This is a genomic window from Microbacterium sp. CFBP 8794, from assembly GCF_014841235.1.
In the GTDB taxonomy this organism is placed as follows: Bacteria; Actinomycetota; Actinomycetes; order Actinomycetales; family Microbacteriaceae; genus Microbacterium.
Genome location: NZ_JACYTT010000001.1, coordinates 633070 through 645920 on the forward strand (window position 1 = coordinate 633070; position 12851 = coordinate 645920).

The window sequence follows — 12851 nt, forward strand, 5'->3', positions numbered from 1 at the left end:
TGAGGCTGCATGCTGGCTCTCGTGACCTCCCGCCCCGCACCCCTGGCCCGCCCCGACGGCTCTCCCATCCGCGCCGTCGTGGTCGACGACGAAGCGAACCTCAGCGAGCTGCTGCGCATGGCGCTGCAGAACGAGGGCTGGGACGTGCGCACGGCCGCGAACGGGCAGGAGGCGTGGGGCGTCATCCGCGAGTTCTCGCCCGATCTGCTCGTGCTCGACATCATGATGCCGGGCGTCGACGGCAGGGAACTGCTGTCGCGCCTGCGCGCGGCCGGCAACGACGCCCCGGTTCTGTTCCTCACGGCGAAGGACGCGGTGGAGGACCGCATCGCGGGGATCTCGGCCGGGGCCGACGACTACGTCACCAAGCCCTTCAACCTCGAGGAGGTCATCGTGCGTCTGCGCGGGATGGCCCGGCGCCACGTCGCCGCCGTCGCCGACGCCGACCCGCGGCTGCGCGTGGGCGACCTGTCGCTCGATGAGGAGTCCTACGAGGTCGAGCGCGGCGGCATCCCGATCAAGCTCACCGCGAGGGAGTTCGAGCTGCTGCGCTACCTCATGCAGAATCCGCGGCGGGTGCTGAGCAAGGCGCAGATCCTCGACCAGGTGTGGAGCTACGACTTCGGCGGCAACGGCAGCGTGGTGGAGATCTACATCTCGTACCTGCGGAAGAAGATCGACACCCTCGGCGAGCCCCTCATCCACACGGTGCGCGGGGTCGGCTACACGATCAAGACGCCATGACGCAGAGGCGATCGACCCGGCGTCGCTGGACGCTGCGGCGCACGCTCGTGGCGGGGACGAGTGTGCTCGTGGCCCTCGCCTTCGTCGTGATGAGCGTCGCGACGATCCTGTCGCTGCGCTCCTTCGCGTTCGACCGCCTCGACGAACAGGTGCGCGAGGGACTGTCGTTCGCCGCCGGCCGGGGCGGCTTCGACGGGCGGGGCGATGTCGACCGGCCCCCGGGAATGGATGCCGCGAGCCCCGCGCCGCGGGTCGGCACCCTGCTGGTGGTGATCGCCGGCGACGGCTCGGTGCAGACCTCGGAGTACACGCGCGCCGACGGCACCGAGGTCGTGGTGAGCGACGATCAGGTCGCCCAGCTGCGCTCCTCGGTCGCGACCGACCGCACACCGACGACCGTCGACCTGGGGGGAGACCTCGGCGCCTTCCGCATCGCGGCGGCCGAGAACGACGGCACCACGGTCATCGCCGGCAACTCGGAGGCCGACGTGACGGCGACCACGTCGGCGCTGACGGGGATCCTCGTCGCGGTCTCGGCGGTCACCCTGCTCATCGCGGTGCTCACCCTGTCGCTCTTCGTGCGGAGGAGCCTGCGGCCCCTCGACCGGGTCGCCGACGTCGCCCAGCGCGTGTCGACGCTGTCGCTCGACGCGGGGAGCGTCGACATCCCCGACCGGGTCGCCGCGGCCGACACCGACGCCGATACCGAGGTGGGCCGGGTGGGCTCCTCGCTCAACGATCTGCTCGGGCACGTGCAGTCGTCGTTGGCCGCGCGTCAGCACAGCGAGGAGCAGCTGCGGCGGTTCATCGCGGATGCCAGTCACGAACTGCGCACGCCGCTGTCGAGCATCCGCGGCTACGCGCAGCTGTCGCTGGGCGAAGCCGGTCCGATGACCCCGACGCAGGCCCGCTCGTTCGACCGGATCGAGTCGGAGGCCGAGCGCATGGCATCCCTCGTCGACGACCTGTTGCTGCTGGCGCGTCTTGACGCCGGCCAGCCGCTGCGCCGCGAAGAGGTGGAACTGACCCTTCTCGCCGTCGACGCCGTGAGCGACGCGCAAGCGGCGGACGCCACGCACGAGTGGCGCCTCGACGTCACCGACGACCTCATATCGGTGCCCGGCGACGAGAACCGCCTGCGCCAGGTCGTCGCGAACCTGCTGCGCAACGCCCAGACGCACACGCCGGCCGGAACGGTGGTGACGTTGTCGCTCGCACGCGCGGGCGGCGAGGCCGTCTTGCGCGTCGCCGACACCGGCCCGGGGATCGACCCCGGCATCGCGGAGCGGCTGTTCGAGCGCTTCGCCCGCGGCGACGACTCGCGCAACCGCGACGCCGGCAGCACCGGCTTGGGATTGTCGATCGCCCAGGCGATCACGGCGGCGCACGGGGGCTCGATCGCGGTCGAGAGCGCGCCGGGCCGGACGGTGTTCGAGGTGCGGCTGCCTGCGGCGTGAGTCGACCGAATTCGTCGCCGGCGGGCTGTTCCCCGCGACGAATTCTGGAACCTCACGCCGTCGCGCGTCAGCCGATCAGGCTCGGCTGCAGATCCCGCAGCGTGCGGTGATGCGTCATGCGCGTCACGCCGATCGCGGCGAGCAGCACCCCGCCGACCATCCACGCGCCGAGCACGAGCAGGTCGTAGCCGACGCGGCCGACGTCTCCTCCGTACATGACCTGCCGCATGGCATCCACCACGTAACCCATGGGCAGCACGTGGTGCAGCGCCGCGAGGGGAGCGGGGAGGGTCTGCCAGGGGAACGTGCCGCCGGCCGTCACGAGCTGCAGCACCATCAGCACGAGGCCGAGGAACTGTCCCACCGATCCGAGCCACACGTTCAACGCCAGCACGATGGCCGCGTACGTCGCCGAGGCGAAGATCAGGATGCCGAGGGCCGCCCACGGGTTGGCGAACGAGAACTGCAGCGCGACGGCGAGCACCGTGAACAACCCGACCATCTGCAGGGCGCCGAGGCCCGCCGGTGTCAGCCACCCGGCGAGGGTCACGCGCACGGGGGAGCGCAGCGCCGTCACCGCGCGCTTCGACACGGGCTTGACGATGAGGAACAGCGCGTAGATGCCGATCCAGCCGGCCAGGGCGGCGAAGAACGGGGCGAGGCCCGCGCCGTAGTTCTGCGCCTTCGTCACCGCGCTGGTGCCCACGGCGACCGGGTCGGAGATGGCCGAGGCCTGGGCCTGGCGCGTCGTCTGATCGTTGTCGGGGATCTGCTGCACGCCCGAGGCCAGCCCGTCGCGCAGCTGCGTGGCGCCGGTCGCGAGCTGGGCGAGGCCGGCGTCGAGCTGGCCCGCGCCGTCGCGCACCTGCGCGGACCCGTCGCGCAGCGAGGCGGCTCCGGATGCCGCCGAGCCCGCGCCGTCGGCGAGGGCCGAGGCTCCGTCGGCCGCGGTCGCCGCGCCCGAGGCCACGGACGCACTGCCCGAGGCGACCTGTCGGGCGCCATCGTCGAGCTGGTCGATCTGGTTGACGGTGCTTTGGACGCGACCGTTGGCCTCGGTGAGCCGCTGACCCACGGGGTCGAGACGCGACAGGATCTCGTCGATGCGGGCCTGGTCGAGACCGGCGTCGGCGAGGGCCTTCGCGATGTCGGCGCGCGCCTCGGGCAGGCGGGCGGCGGCGTCGGAGGCGACGGAGCCGACCTCGCGCGCGGCGGCGTCGATGCGATCGACACCCCCGGCGACCTGCTGCGCACCGTCGGCCACCTGCGCGGCCCCGTCGCGCAGCTGGGCGGTTCCGTCGCGCAGCCGGCTCGCGCCGCTCGAGAGCTGAGCGGTGCCGTCGGCGAGCTGCGACGAGCCGTCCGCGAGCTGCGACGAGCCCGAGACGAGCTGAGACGAGCCCGACTTCGCCGAGTTCAGACCGTCGACGACCTGCGTCGCCCCGGTCGTGGCATCCACGAGACTGACCCGAACCGTGTGCAGGGCGTCGAGCAGCGTGAGCCCCGCCTCGTCGACGACCTTCTTGGCCACCGACGCCTGGATGCGGGCCACGGCCTGCGTGCCGATGGTCGAGGCGAGGTAGTTGTTGGCGTCGTTGGTGCGCAGCTCGATGTCGGCCTGGCGCGGGGTCGCGCTCGACAGCGACGCGACCGCCTCGGTGAAGTCGGCCGGAAGCGTCACGATGAAGTCGAAGTCGCCCGCCTGCAGCCCGGCGTCGGCGGCGTCGGAGCTGACCCGGTGCCACTCGAACGTGTCGCTGCCGAGCAGTTGATCGGCCGCCTCGTCGCCGAGGTTGCGTTGCTGTCCGTTGACGTCGGCGCCCTGATCGTCGACGACGAGCGCGACGGGGACGCTGGACAGGTTGCCGTAGGGGTCCTGGTTGGCCCAGAGGTACAGGCCGCCGTAGAGGATGGGCACGGCGAGCAGCGCCACCAGGGCGATCACCGACATGCGGGTGGAGGTCAGTCGGCGCAACTCCGCCGCGATCATCTGCGGGATCTTCATCGGACCTGTTCTCCTGCGTTCTCGATCGCGTCGATTGCCGTGCGAGAGGCCTGTCCCGCGATCACGAGCACCGCGTAGCCGCGCTCGGCGAACTCGCGGGCGATGGCCCACCAGGCCGAGGGCTCGCCGCCGTGGCGGTCGGGGGCGACGAGCACCAGCGCCTCGACGTCCTTGCGCAGCGCGGCGAGTTCCAGCAGCAGGCGGATGCGGGCGGCCGGCTCCACGTTGCCGATCGGCAGCCCGGCGATCTCGTCGAGCCCGATGCCCTCCAGCCAGCGTGCGGCGGCGAACGGCGTCGGCGCGTGGCCGGCGAACATCAGTTCCTCGGCGACGACGCCGGTGACCGTCACGTTCGGTTCGGGCTCCGACACGACGGGGGCGTCGACCAGGGCGACCCGGCGGCGCAGGGTCCTGGCATCGGCGTGCCCGTCGACCAGTACCGAACCGCTGTCGATGTTCATGCGGCCGGATGCCACGAGGCCCAGCACCGTGGGACGCTGCTCGGTCTCGGCGACGACCAGGGTCGCGCGCCCGGTCTCGTAGGCGGTCGACGTCGCGGGCAGCGCGCGCTCGGCGCGACCCTTCGCGACCGCGTTCAGGACGATTCTCACTGCGCCTCCAGTTCGGGGTACTGCGCCACCAGGTCGCGTGCTTCTGTCCACGAGAGTCCCGCGATGCCGAGCACGGCGCGCACGGCGATGGACCGGGCGGTGCTCGATCCGGCGTCGACGCGGGCGACCACGGTGCGCCCGGTCTCTTCGAGCAGGCGCGAGAGCGTGGGCGCGGGAAGGTCGGTGCGCAACTCGCCCGACTCCTGGCCGCGACGCACGATCGCGTCGATGCGGCGGCGGAGCGGCGCGAGGGCGGCCGAGGTCTCGGGCAGGTGCGCGTCGTCGAGCGCGAGGGCTGCGGCGGCCTGCACGTGCGCGGCCTCGGCCCACAGCTCGGATGCCAGACGGGCGAGCGCGACGCGGGAATCGGCGTCGTCGACACGATCGGCGATGGCGTTGAAGCGGGCGGCGCCCGCGGCGATGACCTCGCGCACGATGGCGTTGCGGTCGTCGAAGTGTCCGTACAGGGCGCGCCGCGAGAGACCGGCGCGGCGCGCGATCGTGTCGATCGACGCGCGAGGGTCGTGGCCGATGACCGCGGTGGCGGCGTCGACGATACCGGCGCGGTTCTCGACGGCGTCGCGGCGGGTGGAAGTGGTCACGGTGCCTCAGTGTACGCCGAAAGTGCACGGTCGTGTGCAACTTCTTGGCGGCGGCACCCCGCCCCCCGAACACACGAGAGCCCGCGACGTCGAACGCCGCGGGCTCTCGGGAGGACGTGCGGTCAGTCGGTGCCGGAGTCGAACGCGGCGGCTTCGCCCGCGGCATCCGTCGCCTCGGCGAGGCGCTCGCCGGCGGCGTCGAGGGGCGAGGCCGACTCGATGATCTCGTTCGCGCCGCCCGCGGCGACGTCGCCGACGAGCTCGCCGGTCGGACCGCCGAGCAGGCCCATGCTCGCGTACTGCTCGAGGCGGGCGCGCGAGTCGGCGATGTCGAGGTTGCGCATGGTGAGCTGGCCGATGCGGTCGACCGGGCCGAAGGCCGCGTCGCCGACGCGCTCCATCGACAGCTTCTCGGGCGAGTACGACATGCCCGAGGCCACCGTGTCGAGGATCGTGTAGTCCTCGCCGCGGCGCAGGCGCACCGTGACCGAACCGGTGATGGTCGAACCGACCCACTTCTGGATCGACTCGCGCAGCATGAGCGACTGCGGCTCGAGCCACCGGCCCTCGTACATCAGGCGGCCCAGGCGGCGACCCTGCTCGTGGTAGGTCGCGAGGGTGTCCTCGTTCAGGATGCTGTTGACCAGGCGCTCGTACGTCAGGAACAGCAGCGCCATGCCCGGGGCCTCGTAGACGCCGCGCGACTTGGCCTCGATGATGCGGTTCTCGATCTGGTCGCTCATGCCGAGGCCGTGGCGGCCGCCGATGGTGTTGGCCTCGCGGACCAGCTCGACCGGGTCGTCGAAGCGCGTGCCGTTGATGGCGACGGGGCGACCGGCCTCGAACTCGACCGTGACGTCTTCGGTCTCGATCTCGACCGCGGGGTCCCAGAAGCGCACGCCCATGATGGGCTCGACGATCTCGAGCGAGACGTCGAGGTGCTCGAGCGTCTTGGCCTCGTGCGTGGCGCCCCAGATGTTGGCGTCGGTCGAGTACGCCTTCTCGACGCTGTCGCGGTAGGGGAAGTCGTGGGCGACGAGCCACTCACTCATCTCTTTGCGCCCGCCGAGCTCGGTGACGAAGTCGGCGTCGAGCCACGGCTTGTAGATGCGCAGCGACGGGTTGGCGAGCAGGCCGTAGCGGTAGAACCGCTCGATGTCGTTGCCCTTGTAGGTGGAGCCGTCGCCCCAGATGTCGACGCCGTCTTCTTTCATCGCGCGCACGAGCAGGGTGCCGGTGACGGCGCGGCCCAGCGGCGTGGTGTTGAAGTACGTGCGACCGCCCGAGCGGATGTGGAACGCGCCGCACGCGAGGGCGACGAAGCCCTCTTCGACGAGCGCCGTCTTGCAGTCGACCAGGCGCGAGACCTCGGCGCCGTACTGCGTGGCGCGACCCGGGATCGACGCGATGTCGTCTTCGTCGTACTGGCCGAGATCGCCGGTGTACGTGCAGGGGACGGCGCCCTTGTCGCGCATCCACGCGACGGCCACCGAGGTGTCGAGACCACCCGAGAAGGCGATGCCGACGCGCTCGCCGACGGGAAGGGACTGCAAGACCTTGGACATGCCGTCGATTCTATTGCGCCCCGCCCGCACACCCCGATTCGTGGGCGCCGCGGCGCGCGGGCGGCGCGGGTCAGCCGACCGTGACGTCGGAGATCGTGACGGGGGTGGCGGGAGCGCCGTCGGCGGCGCCGCCGGCCGTACCCGCGGCGGCGATGGACTTCACCACGTCGAGTCCCTCGGGCGACATGGTGCCGAAGACCGTGTAATCGGGCGCGAGCTGCGTGTCCTCGTAGACGAGGAAGAACTGCGAGCCGTTGGTGCCGGGGCCCGCGTTGGCCATGGCGACGGTGCCCGCGGGGTAGGTCTCGCTGCCGTCGAGCTCGTCCGCGAAGCGGTATCCGGGGCCGCCGCGGCCGGTGCCCGTGGGATCGCCGCACTGCAGCACGAAGATGTCCGACGTCGTGAGGCGGTGGCACTCGGTATTGGAGAAGTACTGCTGCTGCGCGAGCGAGACGAAGCTCTCGACGGTGCACGGGGCGCTCTCGCCGTCGAGGGCGATGGGGATGTCACCGGCGGAGGTCGACAGGACGACGTCGACCTGCCCCGTCGGGCGGTCGGTGCCCGCGGCGGGCGGCGTGACGTCGACCGCCGGCTGACCCGAGGCGGCATAGGAGCATTCCCCGGCGGAGGCGCCCGCCGACGGAGCGGCCCCGTCGGACGCGCCTCCGGAGCAACCGGCGAGCAGGAGCAGGGCGGCAGCGGCCAGGGCCGCGGACATCGATCGCATACGCACGCTCCCAGGGTAGGTCGTCGGCGCGGCCCGCCCTGCGAGAACGCGTCGGTCTAGTTCGGGCGGATGCCGCGCGCCCGACCGATCGCCACGACGCCGACGGCGAGAGCGACGATGGCGACGGCGATGACCACGATGTACCCCGCGACGCTGCCCCACCCGCCGGTGCTGGGGTCGAGGAAGGGGTACGGATACCAGAACGGGGCGTCGGTGGTCGGGTTCGTCACCAGCGGCGCCCGCAGGAGCGTGTAGACGATCCAGGCGATCGGGAAGACGGCGGCGCCCAGGGCGGCGGTCCAGCGGAGACGGCGCCGGTTCGGCCCGAGGCACACGTCGAGGAGCAGGAAGAGCGGCCCCCACACGTGCAGGATCTCGTTGGACCAGCCCACCGTCTCGGGCTGCAGGGGGAGGCCGCGCAACAGCAGGTTGTAGACGATGCCCGTGACGATCATGTAGGTCGACACCCACGCCAGCACCGTCGCGAGCGCGGGCGGATCGACCTCGAGACGGCGACCGCGCACGAGGAAGCGCACGCCCAGCAGCACGAGCACGACCGCGGCCGAGACGTTGGAGAGGATCGTGAAGAAGCTGAAGAAGTTCGCGATCACGGTCGTGGTGTCGCGGCCGCGGGCGACGGCCTCGCCGAGCGTCGAGACGAATTGCGCGACGACGGCGACGACGATGAGCACGGCCACGGCGATCCGTGCGAGGTTCCATCCGGTGGCCCACCCGCGCGATCGGTGCATCGCCCCAGGCTAGCGGCGGCCCCCGTCGGTCGAGGGGGCTTGCGAGGGCGGTGTCGGACCCGCTCGATAGGATGGGGTGACCGCCGGAATCAGACGCGAGGAGCGCACATGCCCGGAATTGTGATCGTCGGAGTCCAATGGGGCGACGAGGGCAAGGGCAAGGCCACCGATCTGCTCGGTGAGCGCACCGACTGGGTGGTGAAGTTCAACGGCGGAAACAACGCCGGCCACACCGTCGTCATCGGCGACGAGAAGTACGCACTGCACCTGCTGCCCAGCGGCATCCTGTCTCCCGGGGTGAACGCGGTGATCGGCAACGGCGTCGTCGTCGACCTCGAGGTGCTTTTCGCCGAGCTCGAGGCGCTGAACGCCCGAGGCCTCGACACCAGCCGCCTCAAGATCAGCGCCAACGCGCACCTCATCACGCAGTACCACCGCACGCTCGACAAGGTCACCGAGCGCTTCCTCGGAAAGCGCATGATCGGCACGACCGGTCGCGGCATCGGCCCCGCCTACGCCGACAAGATCAACCGCGTCGGCATCCGCGTGCAAGACCTCTTCGACGAGAACATCCTGCGCCAGAAGGTCGAGGGCGCCCTCGACCAGAAGAACCACCTGTTGGTGAAGGTCTTCAACCGTCGCTCGATCACCGTCGACGAGATCGTCGACGACCTGCTCTCGTACGCCGAGCGCGTGCGCCCCATGGTCGCCGACACCTCGCTGCTGCTGAACGAGGCACTGGATGCCGGTGACGTCGTCGTCTTCGAGGGCGGCCAGGCCACCATGCTCGACGTCGACCACGGCACCTACCCCTTCGTCACCTCGTCGTCGGCGACCGCGGGCGGTGCCTCCACCGGATCGGGCGTGGGGCCGAACCGCCTCGACCGCATCGTCGGCATCGTCAAGGCCTACACGACGCGCGTCGGTTCGGGGCCCTTCCCCACCGAGCTGTTCGACGAGAGCGGCGACTGGCTGCGCTCGCGCGGATTCGAGTTCGGTACGACGACGGGTCGCCCCCGCCGCGTCGGCTGGTACGACGCGCCCATCACCCGCTACGCCACGCGTATCAACGGCATCACCGACCTGGTGCTGACCAAGCTCGACATCCTGGGCGGTCTCGACGAGATCCCCGTCTGCGTCGCGTACGACGTCGACGGTGTGCGCTACGACGACCTGCCGGTCAATCAGACCGACTTCCACCACGCGAAGCCGATCTACGAGACCTACCCCGGCTGGAGCGAGGACATCTCGACGGCCCGCACCTTCGAGGATCTGCCGCGGACCGCTCAGGAGTACGTGCTCGCTCTCGAGAAGATGAGCGGCACCCGCATCTCGGTCATCGGCGTCGGCCCGGCGCGCGACCAGGTGATCGTGCGGCACCCCCTGGTCGACTGACGTGCGGTTCTGGGTCGGGGCCTACGCCGCCGACAGCGGAGCGGCCGAGGGCATCGGCCTGCTCCAGGCCGGCGAGGCCGACTCGCCGGTGGCCTCGGGCCCTCTCGGCATGGTCGGAACGGCCGTCGTCGCGCCCGGTTCGCCCTCGTGGGTCGCGGCCCACCCCACGCTCGACGTGCTCTACGCGGCGCTGGAGTCCGACGGCACCGTGCAGGCCTACCGCCGCAGCGCCGAGACGCGGTTGGCGCCGCTTGGCACGCCGGTCGACGCGGGAGCCGCGGTCTGCCACGTGGCGGTCGCCCCCGACGCCTCGCACCTGGTCGCCAGCTGCTGGGGCGACGGCCGGGTCGTGAGGATCGACCTCGATGCCGCGGGTCGCCCGTCGCGCCCCGTGATCGCCGCCGACGCGTCGGACCCCTACGGAGCCGGTCCGACGGGCGAGACGATCTCGACCGGCGCACGCGTCTCGGGTGCGGCGGTGCCCGATCTGGCTGCGGCCGCCCGCGCGCTGCGCGAGGCCGTGGGTGAGCAGTACGCGCACTTCGTGCCCGCGTACGACGACGCGCCCGTGACCGATGCCGAGTCCGAAGAAGCCGCCGCGGGTGAGCGCGTGTCGCGCGCGCACCAGGCCATCTTCCTTCCGGGCGGCCTGGTCGCGACGACCGACATGGGCCTCGACCTGGTGCGCTTCTGGCGCTCGGGCCCGGCGGGCCTACGTCCCGTGCAAGAGGTCGTTCTGCCCCAGGGCAGCGGCCCCCGGCACGGGCTGTGGCACCCCTCCGGACACCTCTACGTCGTGACGGAGCTCAGCCGAGAGGTCTTCGTGCTGGCCGCCGACGCCTCGGGGCGGTGGAGCATCGTGTCGGGGCAGCCCCTGATCGGCACCCTCGACACCGACACGGCCGCCGAGCTGTGCGCGAGCCGCGACGGCGCGACGGTGTACGCCGGGGTGCGCGGCAGCGACACCGTCGGCGTGCTGTCGGTGCGCGGCGCCGGCGAGCAGGTGCAGCTCCTCGCGCTCGCCGACACCGGCACGCACTGGCCGCGCCACCATGTCGTGGTCGCCGACACGCTGCTGGTCGCCGGCCAGCTCGCCGACGAGATCGTCTCGCTCCCGCTCGATGTGCGCACCGGCATCCCGGGCCGCGTCCGTCACCGCACCCCGTCGCCCTCGCCGACCCGGCTGCTGCCGCTGCGCTGAGCCGCCCCAGCGGTCCGGCCCGCGTGCCGGCCCCGCCCGCTCAGCTGCGTCAGCGACGGACCGGCTCGGGATGCCGCTCTCCCCGGACGCCCGTCATGCGCACGCTCGCGAGCACCGGGGCACGCCCCGGCGGCGGCACACGTCAGTGCCTACTTCTTGGCATCCTGACGCGGGATGACGATCTGCTTGATGATGAGCAGCACCGAGGCCGTGACCGGGATCGCGACCAGCGCACCGAGGAGCCCCAGCAGGGTGCCGCCGACCAGCGCGCCGATCACCACGAGCGAGCCGGGAACCGAGATCGTGCGGTTCATCACGCGGGGGGTGAGGAGATATGCCTCGACCTGCATGTACACGAGATACACGATTGCGAAGATGAGGCCGGCGCTCGGGCTGACGATGAGCGTGAAGACCGTGGCGGTCGCCCAGAAGAGCACCGAGCCGACGAGCGGAATGAGCGTGATCCCGAAGGCGAGGGCCGCCAGCAGCGCGGCGAAGGGCTGCTGCAGGATCGTCAGCACGATGAACGCGAAGACCGCATTGCACAGCGCCAGCACGACCATGCCCGCGAGGTACCCGCCGACCGAGTCGGTGATCTGACCCGTCATGTCCGAGACCGTCGCGCGGCTGCGCGCGGGCGTCAGACGCACGAGGCTGTTCTTCATCTTGGGCAGGGACGCGAGGAAGTACAGGCTCAGCACCAGCACGATGATCGCTCCCGAGACGAACGTGCCGATGGTGATGCCGACCTGAAGAAGACCGCCGCCGATCGCCGCGATGTTCGTGGGGTTGGTGGCGAAGCCCTGCACCTCTTTGAGCACGTCGCCCAGGCTGTCGCCGAAGTTCGACTCGACCCAGTGCACGGCGTCGCTGTCGATGAGGTCGTTGACGAAGTTCGGGATGTCGCGGACGAACTGCTCGACCTGACGGACGACGGGCGGGATCAGCAACCACAGGGCGCCGGCGAGGATGACGGCGAGGCCGCCGAACACGATGACGATCGACCACGCGCGCGACAGGCCGCGGCGCACCAGCAGGCGCACGAGGGGGTCGAGGGCGAGGGCCACGAAGAGGGCGATCGCTATGTAGATGAGCACCGTGGAGATGTTCGAGAGCGCAGCACCCAGCAGGAGCGCGGTGAGACCGCCGAGGGTGAGGAAGAAGCCGGCGGCGTAGGGGCGCGAGACCGCGGACCAGACCGGCTTGTCGCGGGAGGTGGGGGTCCCCGCCTCGGCGCCCTCGGAGGTGGGGTCGGGGCGCGTCGATCGGCTCATGCTCAACACTGTAAGGGTCTGCGGGGAGCGCGTTACGTCGAGCCTCGCGCGCGGTATCCTCGGAGCGATCTGGGAGGACATATGACCGACGCCGACCCCACCACGATCCTGCAGGGCCTGCGGGGCAGCATCGACAACATCGACGCCGCGCTGATCTTCCTGCTCGCCGAGCGATTCCGCTGCACCAAGCAGGTGGGTGTGCTCAAGGCCCAGCACGGCATGCCGGCGTCCGATCCCTCGCGCGAAGAGCAGCAGATCGCCCGGCTCATGCGGTTGGCGGAAGACGCCGACCTCGACCCCGCGTTCGCCGAGAAGTGGTTCAACTTCGTCGTCGCCGAGGTCATCCGTCACCACCGGTCCGCCGCCGCGCACCCCGGGACCGACTGAGCGGCAGTCGCCTCGGCGCGACGGTTTCGGGATGCCGGAGCGCCTCCGCCGACGTCGCGCGACACGCCCGGGCTCGCATCCGGGGATGCCCGCGGGGGAGAGCCCGGGAAGCATCGGGCACGCGCACGCGCGTG

12 protein-coding genes are annotated in these 12851 nt (G+C 71.4%); 5 read left to right on the forward strand and 7 right to left on the reverse strand.

Annotation, left to right across the window (positions count from 1 at the left end):
* The first annotated feature begins 9 nt into the window (after positions 1-9).
* Together IFU19_RS02890 and IFU19_RS02895 are read left to right on the forward strand one after the other, a co-directional pair.
* Entirely contained in the window at positions 10-744 is a 735-nt protein-coding gene (locus tag IFU19_RS02890; protein WP_055832233.1) for a response regulator transcription factor, read from the forward strand.
* Positions 741-2201: a sensor histidine kinase gene (locus IFU19_RS02895; protein ID WP_192012874.1), complete on the forward strand. Its 1461-nt coding sequence runs from the start codon at positions 741-743 to the stop codon at positions 2199-2201. Before IFU19_RS02890 ends, IFU19_RS02895 begins: the two co-directional genes overlap by 4 nt.
* Before the next feature lie 67 nt (positions 2202-2268).
* Here the strand turns inward: IFU19_RS02895 and IFU19_RS02900 are convergent, their stop codons facing one another.
* From IFU19_RS02900 to IFU19_RS02925, 6 genes are all read right to left on the reverse strand, one after another.
* The gene (locus tag IFU19_RS02900; RefSeq protein WP_192012875.1) at positions 2269-4206 is read right to left on the reverse strand and encodes a YhgE/Pip domain-containing protein; all 1938 of its coding nucleotides are present in this window, start codon (positions 4204-4206) and stop codon (positions 2269-2271) included.
* Positions 4203-4817, reverse strand: a complete 615-nt coding sequence (locus IFU19_RS02905; RefSeq protein WP_070408852.1) for a hypothetical protein — start codon at positions 4815-4817, stop codon at positions 4203-4205. Before IFU19_RS02905 ends, IFU19_RS02900 begins: the two co-directional genes overlap by 4 nt.
* A complete protein-coding gene (locus IFU19_RS02910) occupies positions 4814-5419 on the reverse strand; it encodes a TetR/AcrR family transcriptional regulator (protein WP_055832225.1) in 606 nt (201 codons plus the stop codon). The genes IFU19_RS02905 and IFU19_RS02910 overlap by 4 nt, the downstream gene beginning before the upstream one ends.
* Before the next feature lie 122 nt (positions 5420-5541).
* The gene (gene argG / locus IFU19_RS02915) at positions 5542-6984 is read right to left on the reverse strand and encodes an argininosuccinate synthase (RefSeq protein WP_191916612.1); all 1443 of its coding nucleotides are present in this window, start codon (positions 6982-6984) and stop codon (positions 5542-5544) included.
* Positions 6985-7054: 70 nt separating this feature from the next.
* The gene (locus tag IFU19_RS02920; protein ID WP_191916620.1) at positions 7055-7711 is read right to left on the reverse strand and encodes a peptidylprolyl isomerase; all 657 of its coding nucleotides are present in this window, start codon (positions 7709-7711) and stop codon (positions 7055-7057) included.
* 56 nt (positions 7712-7767) lie between these two features.
* Positions 7768-8460 carry a Pr6Pr family membrane protein gene (locus IFU19_RS02925; RefSeq protein WP_191916611.1) on the reverse strand — a complete coding sequence of 231 codons (693 nt, stop codon included), beginning with the start codon at positions 8458-8460 and terminating at the stop codon, positions 7768-7770.
* Between the two features lie 108 nt (positions 8461-8568).
* Here IFU19_RS02925 and IFU19_RS02930 point away from each other — a divergent pair, with 108 nt between their 5' ends.
* Together IFU19_RS02930 and IFU19_RS02935 are read left to right on the forward strand one after the other, a co-directional pair.
* Positions 8569-9855 carry an adenylosuccinate synthase gene (locus IFU19_RS02930; protein WP_192012876.1) on the forward strand — a complete coding sequence of 429 codons (1287 nt, stop codon included), beginning with the start codon at positions 8569-8571 and terminating at the stop codon, positions 9853-9855.
* A gap of 1 nt (position 9856) precedes the next feature.
* Entirely contained in the window at positions 9857-11056 is a 1200-nt protein-coding gene (locus IFU19_RS02935) for a beta-propeller fold lactonase family protein (protein WP_192012877.1), read from the forward strand.
* A 149-nt stretch (positions 11057-11205) separates the two neighbouring features.
* Here IFU19_RS02935 and IFU19_RS02940 read toward each other — a convergent pair whose 3' ends face one another.
* Positions 11206-12330: an AI-2E family transporter gene (locus IFU19_RS02940; RefSeq protein WP_156458672.1), complete on the reverse strand. Its 1125-nt coding sequence runs from the start codon at positions 12328-12330 to the stop codon at positions 11206-11208.
* Between the two features lie 81 nt (positions 12331-12411).
* Here IFU19_RS02940 and IFU19_RS02945 point away from each other — a divergent pair, with 81 nt between their 5' ends.
* Positions 12412-12717 (forward strand): chorismate mutase, encoded by a 306-nt coding sequence (locus IFU19_RS02945; protein ID WP_055832214.1) that lies wholly within the window; start codon positions 12412-12414, stop codon positions 12715-12717.
* Positions 12718-12851: the final 134 nt, after the last annotated feature.